Source organism: Lysinibacillus parviboronicapiens (assembly GCF_003049605.2).
In the GTDB taxonomy this organism is placed as follows: Bacteria; Bacillota; Bacilli; order Bacillales_A; family Planococcaceae; genus Lysinibacillus; species Lysinibacillus parviboronicapiens.
In genome coordinates this window covers 4,636,802-4,653,549 of the sequence record NZ_CP073713.1, presented here as the reverse complement: position 1 = coordinate 4,653,549, position 16,748 = coordinate 4,636,802, and the positions used below count along the sequence as shown (strand labels likewise).

Sequence of the window (16,748 nt, the reverse complement as noted above, 5' to 3'; positions counted from 1 at the left end):
CATTGTTAAAATGAGTACAGATATATTGAGAAATTGGGGGATTTTTTGTTGTGACGATACGAAATTGGGCAAAGTTTTTCTTCTTTGCAATGCTCGTTGGTGGTGTAGTCAACGGAGTTTTTAGCTTATTTATTCGTTGGGATTTCTTCCAACCTTATGTAACAAATGGTCAATGGGGAGAATTCTTTGCCGGACTTTTATGGATGGTATTTTTAGGATTCACAATGAGTGTTATTGCGCAAGCGGGATTTTTCGCCTATTTAACTTTACACCAAGTCGGAGTTAATATATTCAGAACGCTAACATTATGGAATTGGGTACAGCTTCTGCTAATTGCCGTAACTATTTTTGATATTGTGTTTTTCCGTTTTATACCGGGTGTAAAAGATGGGCAAAGCTGGTTATTTTATATTGGTTTATTAGTTGTATTAATTTTTGGTTCTATAGCAACAGCCATGCAAAAAGTAAAGATGACAGGGAAGAAACATGTATTAATTTCGGCTTTATTCTTTATGATTGTCATCACAACATTAGAATGGACAATTGCTTTAATGGGGCGAGATGAAAATATTAATGAGTATGTCGCATTGTTGCTATTTCCATTATTAGCTGTGAACGCGTATCAATTGTTAGTATTACCGAAATACAATGCAAAATCCGATGAAGATCGTCAAAAATTAGAAGCACGTCGTAAAGCGCGACGTGAACAAGCTAAAAATGCATGACAAACAGAAGTTGCCTCAAAATATATTGAGGCAACTTTTTTTATGGAGATTTCTTTGATTGAATGGAATAACCGAATATATTTTCTTCAATTGACATAAATTTATTTTGTTGTAATAAGGTATTAAACTCTTTAAATGAAATGTTGCTATTTTGGTGTAACGGAATAAAGAGAAAATCTCCTTTTTGTAATTTGGGTGTATTCTCTCCTTGCCAAATTAGCGAAGGCGAAAGGATATTTACCTGTTGTTGAAACAAAGTTTTTTGTAAATCTTGCGAATATTGATGATTCCTTGTGGCAAACCAAAGGGGTGCAGTTTTCAAATGCTTTTCATAAATATTAATATCTTTTTGCACCAATGCAAAATCAATGGGCTCGTCTACGGAATCTTCTGGACCTAATAAACCTGTGGGCAGCTTTCTTTCTTCAATGATTTTCATATGTTCAGGCGACCGTTCAATCCAAGCAGCATCTAAAAGAAGAAGCGGGTAGGGTTCTTTTATAGTCTTTAGCCATTCTAAAAGTGATTCATCAGAAAAAGAAATTTCGACAATTAGTGATGTACCATAGTGTCCTTTAGTTACTACAGCTGGAGCATTTGCGATATTAAATACAGAAACCATAGTAGAATTTAGAGGCTTTATGAAGACAAATAATATTACGATCAAACACAATGATATCAACGTTTTCCGAAACATATTAACACCCTCATCTCTTTTGAATTTAAGCAAAAAAAATAACTCCTTAAAAAAACTTATGATTTAGTGTTGACTTTCATGATTAATCGATGTTATTATGTATAAGTCGCCAAGAGGTGACGCACTAAACGAAACAACATGAACCTTGAAAACTGAACAAGCAAAACGTAATCAATAACGTTTTTAGTAACGAACTTTCAGTTAGTGAACGAAACAAAATTTTGGACATCAAAATTGATGCCAGCAAAACAATTTGAGCTAATCAAATTTCTTTTATGGAGAGTTTGATCCTGGCTCAGGACGAACGCTGGCGGCGTGCCTAATACATGCAAGTCGAGCGAATGATGAGGAAGCTTGCTTCCTCTGATTTAGCGGCGGACGGGTGAGTAACACGTGGGCAACCTACCTTATAGTTTGGGATAACTCCGGGAAACCGGGGCTAATACCAAATAATCTCTTTTACTTCATGGTGAAAGACTAAAAGACGGTTTCGGCTGTCGCTATAGGATGGGCCCGCGGCGCATTAGCTAGTTGGTGAGGTAACGGCTCACCAAGGCAACGATGCGTAGCCGACCTGAGAGGGTGATCGGCCACACTGGGACTGAGACACGGCCCAGACTCCTACGGGAGGCAGCAGTAGGGAATCTTCCACAATGGGCGAAAGCCTGATGGAGCAACGCCGCGTGAGTGAAGAAGGATTTCGGTTCGTAAAACTCTGTTGTAAGGGAAGAACAAGTACAGTAGTAACTGGCTGTACCTTGACGGTACCTTATTAGAAAGCCACGGCTAACTACGTGCCAGCAGCCGCGGTAATACGTAGGTGGCAAGCGTTGTCCGGAATTATTGGGCGTAAAGCGCGCGCAGGTGGTTTCTTAAGTCTGATGTGAAAGCCCACGGCTCAACCGTGGAGGGTCATTGGAAACTGGGAGACTTGAGTGCAGAAGAGGATAGTGGAATTCCAAGTGTAGCGGTGAAATGCGTAGAGATTTGGAGGAACACCAGTGGCGAAGGCGACTATCTGGTCTGTAACTGACACTGAGGCGCGAAAGCGTGGGGAGCAAACAGGATTAGATACCCTGGTAGTCCACGCCGTAAACGATGAGTGCTAAGTGTTAGGGGGTTTCCGCCCCTTAGTGCTGCAGCTAACGCATTAAGCACTCCGCCTGGGGAGTACGGTCGCAAGACTGAAACTCAAAGGAATTGACGGGGGCCCGCACAAGCGGTGGAGCATGTGGTTTAATTCGAAGCAACGCGAAGAACCTTACCAGGTCTTGACATCCCATTGACCACTGTAGAGATACAGTTTTCCCTTCGGGGACAACGGTGACAGGTGGTGCATGGTTGTCGTCAGCTCGTGTCGTGAGATGTTGGGTTAAGTCCCGCAACGAGCGCAACCCTTGATCTTAGTTGCCATCATTTAGTTGGGCACTCTAAGGTGACTGCCGGTGACAAACCGGAGGAAGGTGGGGATGACGTCAAATCATCATGCCCCTTATGACCTGGGCTACACACGTGCTACAATGGACGATACAAACGGTTGCCAACTCGCGAGAGGGAGCTAATCCGATAAAGTCGTTCTCAGTTCGGATTGTAGGCTGCAACTCGCCTACATGAAGCCGGAATCGCTAGTAATCGCGGATCAGCATGCCGCGGTGAATACGTTCCCGGGCCTTGTACACACCGCCCGTCACACCACGAGAGTTTGTAACACCCGAAGTCGGTGAGGTAACCTTTTGGAGCCAGCCGCCGAAGGTGGGATAGATGATTGGGGTGAAGTCGTAACAAGGTAGCCGTATCGGAAGGTGCGGCTGGATCACCTCCTTTCTAAGGATATTTTCGGAATACAAACCTTGGGTTTGTAAGATTACGTTTTGCGTTCAGTTTTGAAGGTTCATTCTTCTGAATGAATAACTTCAAAACTTGTTCTTTGAAAACTGGATAAAACGACATTGAAATAGTAACAAACACATTTATTTTTTAAGTTTTTTAGGCTTAATAACAGATAATGTAGGGTTTCAAGACACAAGTAGTTCTAGGAAGCAAGCGAGAGAGGAAAGGAGCGTACCTTAGTACGTGACTGACTGAACGAGTGAAGCTGACAACGAAATACGCAGTGTATTGGAAGCCGACGTAGGTTAAGTTATTAAGGGCGCACGGCGAATGCCTTGGCACTAGGAGCCGAAGAAGGACGGCACTAACACCGATATGCTTCGGGGAGCTGTAAGTGAGCTTTGATCCGGAGATTTCCGAATGGGGGAACCCACTACGTTTAATCGCGTAGTATCTTGACGTGAATACATAGCGTCTTGAAGGCAGACCCAGGGAACTGAAACATCTAAGTACCTGGAGGAAGAGAAAGAAAAATCGATTCCCTGAGTAGCGGCGAGCGAAACGGGAAGAGCCCAAACCAAGAGGCTTGCCTCTTGGGGTTGTAGGACACTCAATACGGAGTTACAAAAGAATGAGTTAGATGAAGCGACTTGGAAAGGTCCGCCAGAGCAGGTAAAAGCCCTGTAGTCGAAAGTTCATTCCCTCCTGAGTGGATCCTGAGTACGGCGGAACACGTGAAATTCCGTCGGAATCTGGGAGGACCATCTCCCAAGGCTAAATACTACCTAGTGACCGATAGTGAACCAGTACCGTGAGGGAAAGGTGAAAAGCACCCCGGAAGGGGAGTGAAAGAGATCCTGAAACCGTGTGCCTACAAGTAGTTAGAGCCCGTTAATGGGTGATAGCGTGCCTTTTGTAGAATGAACCGGCGAGTTACGATTACGTGCGAGGTTAAGTTTTAGAAGACGGAGCCGCAGCGAAAGCGAGTCTGAATAGGGCGAATTAGTACGTGGTCGTAGACCCGAAACCAGGTGATCTACCCATGTCCAGGGTGAAGGTAAGGTAACACTTACTGGAGGCCCGAACCCACGCACGTTGAAAAGTGCGGGGATGAGGTGTGGGTAGCGGAGAAATTCCAATCGAACCTGGAGATAGCTGGTTCTCTCCGAAATAGCTTTAGGGCTAGCCTCGTGATGAGAATACTGGAGGTAGAGCACTGTTTGGACTAGGGGGCCATCCCGGTTTACCGAATTCAGACAAACTCCGAATGCCAGATATTTATACACGGGAGTCAGACTGCGAGTGATAAGATCCGTAGTCAAAAGGGAAACAGCCCAGACCACCAGCTAAGGTCCCAAAGTAATCGTTAAGTGGAAAAGGATGTGGCGTTGCATAGACAACCAGGATGTTGGCTTAGAAGCAGCCATCATTTAAAGAGTGCGTAATAGCTCACTGGTCGAGTGACGCTGCGCCGAAAATGTATCGGGGCTAAACGATTCACCGAAGCTGTGGATTGACATCTACGATGTCAGTGGTAGGAGAGCGTTCTAAGTGCGTTGAAGTCAGACCGGAAGGACTGGTGGAGCGCTTAGAAGTGAGAATGCCGGTATGAGTAGCGAAAGACGGGTGAGAATCCCGTCCACCGTATGACTAAGGTTTCCTGAGGAAGGCTCGTCCGCTCAGGGTTAGTCGGGACCTAAGCCGAGGCCGATAGGCGTAGGCGATGGACAACAGGTTGATATTCCTGTACCACCTCCTCACCGTTTGAGAAATGGGGGGACGCAGTAGGATAGGGTAAGCGCGCCGTTGGTTGTGCGCGTCCAAGCAGTAAGGCGTGTGTGTAGGCAAATCCGCACACTGTAACGTTGAGCTGTGATGGCGAGTCCTTTAAGGACGAAGTTCCTGATTTCACACTGCCAAGAAAAGCCTCTATCGAGGTGAGAGGTGCCCGTACCGCAAACCGACACAGGTAGTCGAGGAGAGAATCCTAAGGTGTGCGAGAGAACTCTCGTTAAGGAACTCGGCAAAATGACCCCGTAACTTCGGGAGAAGGGGTGCTCTTGAGCGTGCAAGCGCATGAGAGCCGCAGTGAATAGGCCCAGGCGACTGTTTAGCAAAAACACAGGTCTCTGCAAAACCGTAAGGTGACGTATAGGGGCTGACGCCTGCCCGGTGCTGGAAGGTTAAGAGGAGTGGTTAGCGCAAGCGAAGCTGCGAATTGAAGCCCCAGTAAACGGCGGCCGTAACTATAACGGTCCTAAGGTAGCGAAATTCCTTGTCGGGTAAGTTCCGACCCGCACGAAAGGCGTAACGATCTGGGCACTGTCTCAACGAGAGACTCGGTGAAATTATAGTACCTGTGAAGATGCAGGTTACCCGCGACAGGACGGAAAGACCCCGTGGAGCTTTACTGTAGCCTGATATTGAATTTTGGTACAACTTGTACAGGATAGGTAGGAGCCAGAGATCTCGGAGCGCCAGCTTCGAAGGAGGCGTCGGTGGGATACTACCCTGGTTGTATTGAAATTCTAACCCATGCCCCTTAGCGGGGCAGGAGACAGTGTCAGGCGGACAGTTTGACTGGGGCGGTCGCCTCCTAAAAGGTAACGGAGGCGCCCAAAGGTTCCCTCAGAATGGTTGGAAATCATTCGTAGAGTGTAAAGGCACAAGGGAGCTTGACTGCGAGACCTACAAGTCGAGCAGGGTCGAAAGACGGGCTTAGTGATCCGGTGGTTCCGCATGGAAGGGCCATCGCTCAACGGATAAAAGCTACCCCGGGGATAACAGGCTTATCTCCCCCAAGAGTCCACATCGACGGGGAGGTTTGGCACCTCGATGTCGGCTCATCGCATCCTGGGGCTGTAGTCGGTCCCAAGGGTTGGGCTGTTCGCCCATTAAAGCGGTACGCGAGCTGGGTTCAGAACGTCGTGAGACAGTTCGGTCCCTATCCGTCGTGGGCGTAGGAAATTTGAGAGGAGCTGTCCTTAGTACGAGAGGACCGGGATGGACACACCGCTGGTGTACCAGTTGTCTTGCCAAAGGCATCGCTGGGTAGCTATGTGTGGACGGGATAAGTGCTGAAAGCATCTAAGCATGAAGCCCCCCTCAAGATGAGATTTCCCATTACGCAAGTAAGTAAGATCCCTCAAAGACGATGAGGTAGATAGGTTCGAGGTGGAAGTGTGGTGACACATGGAGCTGACGAATACTAATCGATCGAGGACTTAACCAAAATGTTTGAAACATTCAATGCACCGTTTATCCAGTTTTGAAAGAACAACATCTTTCTAAAAGAGGGTTTCAAGATACGAGTAGTTCAAGGAAGCAATTGAGAGAAGGAAGGAGCGTACCTAAGTACGTGACTGACTGAACGAATGAAGCTGACAAAGAAAGACGACGTATATTGAAAGCCAACAATAGTCTAGTGATGATGGCAAAGAGGTCACACCCGTTCCCATACCGAACACGGAAGTTAAGCTCTTTAGCGCCGATGGTAGTTGGGGGCTTCCCCCTGTGAGAGTAGGACATCGCTAGGCGCAAAAAGTCGCTGCTGATACACTCAGTAGTGGCTTTTTTTATTTTTGGGGAATTTTTATATTAGGACTTTTCTATTACAATAAGGTTGAATTTTAGCCATAACCTTTAAAAAGGAGACATCTCAACTTGGATTTTGTTGAGATGTCTCCTTAATTATTTTAAACAGTTGCTCGTAGTTCAACACGTCGAATTTTGCCGGACGTTGTTTTTGGAAGTTCGTCTAAAAAGACAATACTACGAGGGTATTTATAAGGCGCTGTTAACGTTTTAACATGCTCTTGTAGCTCTTTCGTTAACTCATCCTCGTCGCGGTTTCGGAACCCTTCACGTAAGATTACAAAGGCTTTGACAATATGCCCTCTAATTTCATCTGGTGCTGCAACAACAGCACATTCCTGGACAGCCTCATGTTTATTTAAAGCATCTTCTACTTCAAATGGACCAATTGTATAACCTGAAGATATAATAATATCATCACCACGACCTTCAAACCAAAAGTAACCGTCCTCATCGCATTTTGCTTGGTCACCTGTAATATACCAATCACCACGAAAGGCTGCATGTGTACGTTCAGGCTCACGATAATATTCTTTAAATAACGCGGGAGAAGATTTATGCACAGCAATATCTCCAACTTCCCCTACGGGCGCCTCATTACCTTCTTGGTCAACAATACGCACAAGATTACCAGGTGTTGGAACACCCATTGAACCTGGTCGTAACTCGGTATTTTCGAGGGTGCCAATTAGTAGCGTGTTTTCTGTTTGACCATAGCCATCACGTACTTTAAGCCCAAAGTTTTGCATAAATGTTTCAATTACAGGACGATTTAATGGTTCCCCTGCAGAAACTGCACTTCGTAAAGCAGATAAGTCATAATCTTTCAGACTATCAATCTTGGCCATTATGCGATATTCAGTTGGAGTACAGCAAAGGACATTAACCTTTTCATCTTGTATGAGTTGAAGATACGTTTTTGGATCAAAACCACCGTGATAGACGAAGGCGGTCGCACCAAGCATAATTGTCGATAAGAACGGGCTCCAAATCCACTTTTGCCAGCCTGGTGCCGCAGTGGCCCATACTAAGTCGCCTTCGCGTACACAAAGCCATTTAGAAGCTGCTGTTCTAATATGTGCATATCCCCACCCGTGTGAGTGAACTACGCCTTTTGGCTTCCCTGTTGTACCTGAAGTATAAGAAAGAAATGCCATATCGTCACGTTTTGTTGCAACTGCTGTAAATGTTACAGGTTGTGTGCTAGCTAATTCATCTAAAGAAGTCCAATTACCATTAGCATTGCCAATGACTAACTTGTTATTTAACGCATCCACTGTTGAAGTAATACGGTCTACCTCACTAGTAAATGCTTCATAGGCAATAACTGCTCTTGCAGAAGAGTGCTCCATACGATATTCTAAATCACTTGCACGTAACATCTCTGAACACGAAATAGGAACAATTCCCGCTTTTAAACAACCAAGAAACACAAAATATGCTTCTGGTAGACGTGGAATAATAACCAATGCGCGATCGCCTTTTTGAAGCCCCTTCTTCGTGAAAGCATTTGCGTATTGATTCATTTTTTGGATAAGTTCAGCATAAGAAATTCCGCGGCGTTGTTGTTGTGCATCTAGCCAGCGTATTGCTTGGCGGTCACTATCTTGGGAAAATTTTTCTAATTCCTCTGTAATGTTATAAAGTTCTGGTGCAATTAAATCATTTGTTAGCATATGAACAGTCCTCCCCAAAACGAATTTAATTGAAAATTCTTTAAACTATTTATATTTTAACAATTGAAATAATATACAGCAAGAATAATTAGTACATAAAATAGAAATATTAGATTTAATAGAGAACTATCAGGTCTTTATGAAGTAGAAAACAAAAACTATAAATATAATATGAAAATTTTCATAAAAAGTTATTGCATAATTTACAATCCTTGCTATAATAATAAATGTGCTTAAGAGGTTGTTAAAAACAACTCAATTGAATAGTATTGTTCCGAAGTAGCTCAGTTGGTAGTAGCACCTGACTGTTAATCAGGTTGTCGCAGGTTCGAGTCCTGCCTTCGGAGCCATTTTTTTGCCCAATTTTAAGAAAAAATAAGTTTTTAAAATAAAATATTAAAAAAGGGTTGCGTCACAAAAGAAAAGATGTTAATATAAATCTTGTCTTGTTTGAGACATTAATAAAAGGGCCCCTTGGTCAAGCGGTTAAGACACCGCCCTTTCACGGCGGTAACACGGGTTCGAATCCCGTAGGGGTCACCATTTCCTTAGCGTTGTAGTAAAATGCCGAGGCTTAAAAAGAATAAATAAACTGTGAAGAAATTACACCTGTTTTTATGGAGGATTAGCTCAGCTGGGAGAGCATCTGCCTTACAAGCAGAGGGTCGGCGGTTCGAGCCCGTCATCCTCCACCATATAGTGTTTATTTCGGAGGGGTAGCGAAGTGGCTAAACGCGGCGGACTGTAAATCCGCTCCTTAGGGTTCGGCGGTTCGAATCCGTCCCCCTCCACCAGTTTTATTTTGAATGTTTGGGGTATAGCCAAGCGGTAAGGCAACGGATTTTGATTCCGTCATGCCCTGGTTCGAATCCAGGTACCCCAGCCATTTTCTTTTATGAGCCATTAGCTCAGTTGGTAGAGCATCTGACTTTTAATCAGAGGGTCGAAGGTTCGAGTCCTTCATGGCTCACTTTTCTATAATAAATATTTAAAAGTGTAACATTAACTACATATACTAATCTCTTACTGAAAACAGTAGGAGATTTTTTTTTGCCTTTTAAATTGTATAAAAATACATAAATATGTTGGGTTGAGCCAAAGGTATTGTAGGATTTACAATAGTTATATAACACATAGGGGGTATAAAATAATGAATAAACTTAGTGTTTCAATTATTGGAGTTCCGACAGATTATGGACAAACACGTAGAGGGGTAGATATGGGGCCAAGTGCCATTCGCTATGCGGGCATTGTTGATCGTTTAGAGGCAATCGGTCATGAGGTACAGGATCAGGGAGATATCCGCGTTAATCAAAAGCAAGAAAATGCAATTGTTGATAAACAATTATTGAATTTAGAAGAAGTTGTCGATATAAGTACTACTTTGGCAAATAGAGTATATGAAGCCGTAGAGCTGAAAAAGTTTCCACTTGTATTTGGTGGTGATCACAGCATTGCAATCGGCACACTGGCAGGACTTGGTGAACATTATAAAAACTTAGGTGTTATTTGGTTTGATGCACATGCAGATTTAAACACACCAGATATAACGCCTTCAGGTAATATTCATGGGATGCCACTAGCTGTTAGTATTGGACTAGGACATGAACGACTTGTACAAATTCGAAACTATGCACCAAAAATTAAACCTGAGAATGTTATTATTATCGGAGCTCGTTCAGTAGATCCTGGAGAACGTGAACTGATTCGTCAACAAGGTATAAAAGTTTATACAATGCATGAGGTAGACCGATTAGGTATGACTCGTGTTATGGAGGATGCACTTTCCTATTTAAAGGAACGTAAGGTAGATGGTTTACATTTATCGCTCGATTTAGATGGTCTAGATCCGCTTTATACTCCAGGAGTAGGAACGCCAGTACCTGGTGGGATAACATATCGTGAAAGTCATTTAGCGATGGAGATGTTACAGGAATCAGGTATGCTTACATCGGCGGAGTTTGTAGAGGTTAACCCGATATTAGATGAAAAGAACAAAACTGCAGATGTTGCAGTAGCATTAATGGGTTCATTATTTGGTGAGACCCTAGTATAATTAAAATTGTCAAAAAAATGCCTATTGTCGCATCGAATAAAAATCTTTTGTTATAATTAATTAAAATGAAACTTTTCTTATCGATGGGTCGTATAGTATAAGACAGTTGTAAAGGTGGAGAAATTAACACAATGGATGCGTTAGTAAATAAGAGAATAAAACAAGTGCTTAAAGGCGATCAAAACGCATTTGCCGATATTGTGAGTCTCTATCAGCACAAACTGTACCAAGTATGCTACCGGATGTTAGGCAATAAACAAGAATCAGAGGACATTGCACAAGAAGCGTTCGTACGTGCCTACATGAACCTGCATACATTTGATCAGAAAAGAAAATTTTCGACGTGGCTTTATCGCATAGCTACCAACCTCTGTATAGACCGTATTCGCAAGAAAAAGCCGGATTATTACTTAGATGCGGAGGTAGCTGGTACTGAAGGGCTTGATATGTATTCCCAAATCGCAGCAGATGACCAGTTACCAGAAGAACAGCTAGAGCAGATGGAGTTACAAGATCGTATTCAATATGAGATTGGACGTTTGCCGGATAAATATCGTTCAGTTATAGTGTTGAAATATATTGAAGAATTATCGTTACAGGAAATTAGTGATATTTTGGATATGCCTCTTGGAACGGTGAAAACGAGAATTCACCGCGGACGTGAAGCATTACGAAAGCAATTAAACAATCTGTAGGAGGGGGAGCATCATGAATATTTGTCCAGAGCATATTATAGACTATATGCATGATTATTTAGACGGTGACATTAGTCGTGAGCATGAGCAAGAGTTGAAGCAACATTTGCATTCGTGTGGTGATTGCAAGCAACTGATGCAGGAATTGAGTGAGACGATCGCCTTTGTGAAGAGTGCTTCCCATATTACAGCACCTCCGCATTTTGAAGCTGCAGTGATGGCTCGTTTACCCAAACCTAAAAGTCGTATGGGCATGCAAAAATGGATTCGCCGTCACCCGTTCTTTGTGGCTGCAGCGGTTTTTTGCCTATTTATGAGTGCTACTTTACTTGGAAGTTTCATGGATGACCAACATTTTTCTGTTACTAAACAGCCGAATCTAGTTGTTGAAGGGCAAACAGTCATCGTACCGAAAGGTGAAGTTGTAAATGGGGATATCGTTGTAAAAAATGGTGATTTAATTGTTGAGGGGCAAGTAGATGGTAATGTTACTGTAATTAATGGACAGTACATGGCATCCTCGGCAGTGGTTACAGGCCAAATTGAAGAAATTGACCAAGCATTTGAATGGCTTTGGTATACTATAAAAAATTCATTCAAAGATGCTATGGCATTTGAAGATAAAGAAACTAAATAACACTCTATACGTCCTACATGATAGTGCACGTGAGAGGCTGAAAAGTCTACTCTTATGAGTAGACTTTTTATTTGAAAAAAGTTACATTTGATAAGAATGTGCTATACTTAAATGTGTATGGATTCGCAATGAAAAGTGGGGGATGCCACGTGCAAATTATCGAACAATTCACGGATTTGACGCCAGTGAACATTGTTATTAACTTCATAGATGTACTGCTCGTTTGGTACGTTGTTTATAAAATTTTAACCCTCATTAAAGGAACGAAGGCTGTCCAATTAGTAAAGGGAATTTTCGTAATTATTATTGCGCGCATCGCAACGGACTTTTTAGGGTTAGAAACATTGGGTTGGATGCTAAAACAAGTGATTGAATTTGGTTTCTTGGCGATTATTATCATTTTCCAACCTGAAATCCGACGTGGACTTGAACAAATTGGACGAGGGAAGTTATTCCAACGTTCGACAAGTCAAGAAGAAGAAGAGCAGACAAGGCTCATTGAAGCGATGAAGAAATCCGTAAGTTATATGGCTAAACGTCGTATTGGGGCATTGGTTTCTATTGAAAAAGAAACAGGCTTGAATGAATATATTGAAACTGGAATAGGCCTAAATGCTGAAATTTCATCTGAATTACTTATCAACATTTTTATACCGAATACACCACTTCACGATGGAGCGGTTATTATGCAAAAGGATAAGGTAACGGCAGCCGCATGTTATTTACCTCTTTCTGAAAGCCCATTTATTTCAAAAGAACTTGGAACACGACACCGTGCTGCGCTTGGCTTAAGTGAAGTAACAGACGCCATTACGATAGTCGTATCGGAAGAAACAGGAGCAATTAGTATTACATTAAACGGTAATCTACATCGCAACCTTTCTCTAGAGGAATTCGAAACACTGTTACGTAAAATGTGGTTCGGATCAGTACAAGAATCGAATACAGCCTCTAAGTTGACTTGGAGGGGGAAAAAGAATGGATAAAATGATGGATAGTCCTTGGGTGTTACGAATCATTGCGCTTTTTCTTGCATGTCTACTGTTTTTCTCCGTTCGCACAGAGCTTTCTTCAACGAATAAAACGACGACGAACGAACAGATGGAAGTGATTCGTGATGTACCTGTAGACGTTTTTTATGATGATGATAGTCTTATTGTTACGGGTATACCAAAAACGGTTAATGTCACAATTAAGGGACCGATGCAAATCGTTTTACGAACAAAAGCAGTAAAGGATTTCTCTATATTTGTGGACTTAAACCATTTATTAATGGGTGAGCACAACGTTAAGTTGCAATATGAAAATATATCTGATAAGCTGCAGGTTACTTTAGACCCAGCAACAATCGATGTGAATATCGAGGAAAAAGTGACGCAGGAATTCCGTGTTGATCCGGAAATGAATAATCGTTTGATTGATGAAGGCTATATACTGAAGGGCATGACTGCGAACCCAGCAACAGTGTATGTTACAGGGGCAAAGAGTGCCATAGAGAGCATCAGCTATGTAAAAGCAACTGTAACGGGTGAGCAAGGCTTGAAGCAACCTTTCTCTCAAGAAGCTGCAGTGAAAGTATTAGACCGTGATTTAAATAAACTGGACGTGACCATTGAGCCAGAAAGTGTTAAGGTACATGTGGATATCGGAGAATTCAGTAAAGAACTACCTATTACGATGAATGAGACAGGTAAAGTACAAGATGGTATTACAATCAATAAATTGACGCTTGATACTACAGCATTAAGAGTATATGGTAGAAAATCAATTATTGATGTCTTAACTGAAATATTGGTAGATGTTGATCTGTCAAAAATTACTGAATCAAAAACATATGAATTTGATGTGAAATTACCCGAAGGAGCGACAAAAGTATCTGAACAAAAAATAAAAGTTAAAGCAGATATTACGAAGGTAGAAGAGCAAACTACAACGACTCCAGAGGATACATCGAAGACTCCAGAGGAAACTACGACGACTCCAGAGGAGACCGAACCGACAACGATTACAGAAGAAGATGTTGATTCTTAAACAAGAACTGACTATAATTTTAACTTGATTCAGTACAACCTTGAGCAATCAGTTCCATGTTGGCCGAGTCCCTAGGGCAATGTTAGGGTTTGTTCAAAATGCACAAAGTGTTCTACGCACGAAAGCTCAGGTACAATTACGTAGGAGTGTAAATAATAGTTACTAAAATGAACGAAAATAGACTTTTCCAAAAGTAAGCAGACGAGCCGTCCAATTGTCTACAAGAGACAAGCATGATTTAGGTCGTCTTGCATTGAAGGAGAGAACAATTAGAATGGGTAAATATTTTGGAACAGATGGCGTCCGTGGCGTCGCGAATAGTGAATTAACACCGGAATTTGCATTTAAACTAGGTCGCGTAGGTGGCTATGTTTTAACGAAAGATGCAACACAACGTCCAAAGGTATTAATTGGTCGTGACACACGTATTTCAGGTGAGATGCTTGAAGGTGCACTTGTTGCTGGTCTTTTATCGATTGGTGTAGAGGTGATGCGTCTTGGTGTTATTTCGACACCGGGTGTCGCTTATCTTACTCGTATTATGAGTGCAGATGCAGGCGTCATGATTTCAGCTTCACATAACCCAGTTGCCGACAATGGCATTAAATTTTTCGGTCCTGATGGCTTTAAGCTAACAGATGCGCAAGAAGCCGAAATCGAAGCAATTCTTGATGCTGAAGTGGATACATTGCCACGTCCAATAGGGGCAGACTTGGGCTCTGTAAGTGACTACTTCGAAGGCGGACAAAAATATATCCAATACTTAAAACAAACGGTAGATGAAGAATTTGATGGTATTCATGTGGCATTAGACTGTGCGCATGGTGCAACATCTTCACTTGCAACACACTTGTTTGCAGATTTAGAAGCAGACATTTCAACAATGGGTGCTTCACCAACGGGCTTAAATATAAATGAAGGCGTGGGTTCAACACATCCAGAAGGCTTAGCTGCATTTGTCACTGAAAAGGGTGCTGATGTTGGATTAGCCTTTGATGGTGACGGTGACCGTTTAATTGCAGTCGATGAAAACGGTCATATCGTAGATGGTGACCAAATTATGTTCATCATCGGTAAGCATTTAAATGCAGTAGGTCGCCTTAAAAAGCAAACAATTGTGTCAACGGTTATGAGTAATATGGGCTTCTATAAAGCGGTTGATGAAAATGGCATGCAAAGTGTACAAACAGCTGTAGGAGACCGTTATGTCGTAGAAGAAATGCGTGCTAATGATTATAATTTAGGTGGCGAACAATCAGGTCATATTGTTTTCCTAGACTTTAATACAACTGGTGATGGCTTATTAACAGGCATTCAACTCGTGAATATTATGAAAGCTACTGGTAAAAAGCTTTCTGAGCTTGCATCTGAAATGACCATTTTCCCACAACGTTTAGTAAACGTGCGTGTAACAGACAAGCATGCTGTTACTGACAACGCTAAAGTTGCTACCATTATTGCTGAAGTTGAAGCTGAAATGGCAGGCAACGGTCGAATTTTAGTACGTCCTTCTGGTACAGAACCACTTGTTCGTGTAATGGTGGAAGCTGCTACAGAAGCAGATTGCGAGCGTTATGTAGAGCGCATTGCAGATGTTGTACGCGCTGAAATGGGTTTAACAGAATAAATTAAACATAGAGGCTCGATTTCCGTTAATAGGAAATCGAGTTTTTTCTAATAAATGCTGGAACAGCTCCATGATGCAATTCCAATTTAACAATAACAACGTTTGAAATACAGGACAAAGGGAACAGTAGTAAGGAGTCACAATAACAAGGAGTGTTGTATTGATATGGCTAAAATTGCTACAGTAATTACGGATATGTTCGAAGATAGTGAATATACGAGCCCTAAAGCGGCATTAGAAGCGGCAGGTCATGAGCTCATAACGATTGATATGGAAGCCGGTAAAGAAGTTAAAGGCAAGCACGGAGAAAAGGTGAAAATTGACAAAGGAATTGATGAGGCAAAAGCCTCTGAATTCGATGCATTGTTCATCCCAGGTGGTTTTTCACCTGATATATTACGAGCAGATGATCGCATAGTGGCATTTGTTAAGGAGTTTATGGATGACATGAAGCCAACCTTTGCCATTTGTCATGGACCGCAGTTACTTATTACGGCTAAAACATTAAATGGCCGTGACGCAACAGGCTATAAGTCCATTCGAGTGGATTTAGAAAATGCAGGTGCAATCTTCCACGATGAAGAAGTATTTGTTTGCCAAAAGCAATTAGTAACAAGCCGTACACCAGATGATTTACCTGCCTTTAATCGAGAAATTGTAAAATTACTTGCCAGTAAAGAAAACTAAGTTAAACGAGGTACAAGCAATTTGCTTGTGCCTTTTTCTTGTGGCTGAGAACGAAAGTTATAGAGTTCATTTCTAGCACCGCTTTAGGAAATGCTATTTCTTACTAGATTGCTAAGTGGGCATAGTGGCTTATCTAAAGGAAATCATTGACCAAGTACAGATTTTCAGCGATATATTTTTAATGAGCGTATATAATAATTTCTTTATAGCATAGGGTTTGTCTACATTTTTGTCACGAAAAAAGAACGTGAGTAGGAATTTTTTATAACGAAAATTTGACTGATAGCATATGATTGAGTATTATGGAGAAGTTGAAGATGAGGTCCGACCTTATCATTTAACGAGCGTATAAGGAGGGAAGGAAGCGCAAAATCGGAAAACAATTATAGCGCCTGAGCTGAAGAAATTGGACGGATGCAACTTCAGCAGACGAGGTGGAGGTTTATCGAAAATTCGGCGGATGCCTCCCAATCGACATACCCGATTGTCATTT

Annotated in this window: 10 protein-coding genes, 6 tRNA genes and 3 rRNA genes; 17 read left to right on the top strand and 2 right to left on the bottom strand. The window is 42.2% G+C overall.

Annotated elements, in window-relative coordinates:
- Nucleotides 1-50: 50 nt before the first annotated feature.
- Nucleotides 51-725, top strand: coding sequence for a KinB-signaling pathway activation protein (locus tag C9J31_RS22560; protein ID WP_107950596.1), 675 nt, complete (start codon nt 51-53; stop codon nt 723-725).
- A gap of 40 nt (nt 726-765) precedes the next feature.
- On the opposite strand, the gene C9J31_RS22555 is transcribed toward C9J31_RS22560, so the two are convergent.
- Complete coding sequence (locus tag C9J31_RS22555; protein WP_238602156.1) at nt 766-1,455, bottom strand: hypothetical protein; 690 nt, start codon at nt 1,453-1,455, stop codon at nt 766-768.
- 239 nt (nt 1,456-1,694) lie between these two features.
- On the opposite strand from C9J31_RS22555, the gene C9J31_RS22550 reads away from it, so the two are divergent.
- The 3 genes from C9J31_RS22550 (at nt 1,695) to rrf (ending at nt 6,788) form a co-directional block, all read left to right on the top strand.
- Nucleotides 1,695-3,246, top strand: a 16S ribosomal RNA gene (locus tag C9J31_RS22550).
- Nucleotides 3,247-3,555: 309 nt separating this feature from the next.
- Nucleotides 3,556-6,484, top strand: a 23S ribosomal RNA gene (locus C9J31_RS22545).
- 188 nt (nt 6,485-6,672) lie between these two features.
- Nucleotides 6,673-6,788, top strand: a 5S ribosomal RNA gene (gene rrf, locus C9J31_RS22540).
- Together the 16S, 23S and 5S rRNA genes form the textbook arrangement of a ribosomal RNA operon.
- A 159-nt stretch (nt 6,789-6,947) precedes the next feature.
- Here the strand turns inward: rrf and mbcS are convergent.
- Nucleotides 6,948-8,522: an acyl-CoA synthetase MbcS gene (mbcS, locus tag C9J31_RS22535; RefSeq protein ID WP_054768621.1), complete on the bottom strand. Its 1,575-nt coding sequence runs from the start codon at nt 8,520-8,522 to the stop codon at nt 6,948-6,950.
- 273 nt (nt 8,523-8,795) lie between these two features.
- Here mbcS and C9J31_RS22530 point away from each other — a divergent pair.
- The 13 genes from C9J31_RS22530 (at nt 8,796) to C9J31_RS22470 (ending at nt 16,255) form a co-directional block, all read left to right on the top strand.
- A tRNA-Asn gene (locus tag C9J31_RS22530) sits at nt 8,796-8,872 on the top strand.
- Between the two features lie 118 nt (nt 8,873-8,990).
- A tRNA-Glu gene (locus C9J31_RS22525) sits at nt 8,991-9,065 on the top strand.
- A 76-nt stretch (nt 9,066-9,141) separates the two neighbouring features.
- Nucleotides 9,142-9,217, top strand: a tRNA-Val gene (locus C9J31_RS22520).
- Nucleotides 9,218-9,232: 15 nt separating this feature from the next.
- Nucleotides 9,233-9,316, top strand: a tRNA-Tyr gene (locus C9J31_RS22515).
- A 17-nt stretch (nt 9,317-9,333) separates the two neighbouring features.
- A tRNA-Gln gene (locus C9J31_RS22510) sits at nt 9,334-9,408 on the top strand.
- A gap of 11 nt (nt 9,409-9,419) precedes the next feature.
- A tRNA-Lys gene (locus C9J31_RS22505) sits at nt 9,420-9,492 on the top strand.
- A gap of 180 nt (nt 9,493-9,672) precedes the next feature.
- Nucleotides 9,673-10,578, top strand: coding sequence for an arginase (gene rocF, locus C9J31_RS22500; protein ID WP_107951672.1), 906 nt, complete (start codon nt 9,673-9,675; stop codon nt 10,576-10,578).
- A gap of 131 nt (nt 10,579-10,709) precedes the next feature.
- On the top strand, nt 10,710-11,273 hold the full coding sequence (sigW, locus tag C9J31_RS22495) for an RNA polymerase sigma factor SigW (RefSeq protein ID WP_054768623.1): 564 nt from the start codon (nt 10,710-10,712) through the stop codon (nt 11,271-11,273).
- Between the two features lie 13 nt (nt 11,274-11,286).
- Nucleotides 11,287-11,910 (top strand): anti-sigma factor family protein, encoded by a 624-nt coding sequence (locus C9J31_RS22490; protein WP_107926334.1) that lies wholly within the window; start codon nt 11,287-11,289, stop codon nt 11,908-11,910.
- A gap of 149 nt (nt 11,911-12,059) precedes the next feature.
- Entirely contained in the window at nt 12,060-12,896 is an 837-nt protein-coding gene (gene cdaA / locus C9J31_RS22485) for a diadenylate cyclase CdaA (protein WP_107951671.1), read from the top strand.
- Entirely contained in the window at nt 12,889-13,941 is a 1,053-nt protein-coding gene (locus C9J31_RS22480) for a CdaR family protein (RefSeq protein WP_107926338.1), read from the top strand. The genes cdaA and C9J31_RS22480 overlap by 8 nt, the downstream gene beginning before the upstream one ends.
- Before the next feature lie 274 nt (nt 13,942-14,215).
- A complete protein-coding gene (gene glmM / locus C9J31_RS22475; protein ID WP_107951670.1) occupies nt 14,216-15,568 on the top strand; it encodes a phosphoglucosamine mutase in 1,353 nt (450 codons plus the stop codon).
- A 165-nt stretch (nt 15,569-15,733) separates the two neighbouring features.
- Nucleotides 15,734-16,255: a type 1 glutamine amidotransferase domain-containing protein gene (locus C9J31_RS22470; RefSeq protein ID WP_107926342.1), complete on the top strand. Its 522-nt coding sequence runs from the start codon at nt 15,734-15,736 to the stop codon at nt 16,253-16,255.
- Nucleotides 16,256-16,748 lie beyond the last annotated feature (493 nt).

Coding starts and splice junctions, on each gene's coding strand:
- mbcS (WP_054768621.1), bottom strand. CDS start 8,522: ATGCTAACAAATGATTTAATTGCACCAGAACTTTATAACATTACAGAG.
- rocF (WP_107951672.1), top strand. CDS start 9,673: ATGAATAAACTTAGTGTTTCAATTATTGGAGTTCCGACAGATTATGGA.
- sigW (WP_054768623.1), top strand. CDS start 10,710: ATGGATGCGTTAGTAAATAAGAGAATAAAACAAGTGCTTAAAGGCGAT.
- C9J31_RS22490 (WP_107926334.1), top strand. CDS start 11,287: ATGAATATTTGTCCAGAGCATATTATAGACTATATGCATGATTATTTA.
- C9J31_RS22480 (WP_107926338.1), top strand. CDS start 12,889: ATGGATAAAATGATGGATAGTCCTTGGGTGTTACGAATCATTGCGCTT.
- glmM (WP_107951670.1), top strand. CDS start 14,216: ATGGGTAAATATTTTGGAACAGATGGCGTCCGTGGCGTCGCGAATAGT.
- C9J31_RS22470 (WP_107926342.1), top strand. CDS start 15,734: ATGGCTAAAATTGCTACAGTAATTACGGATATGTTCGAAGATAGTGAA.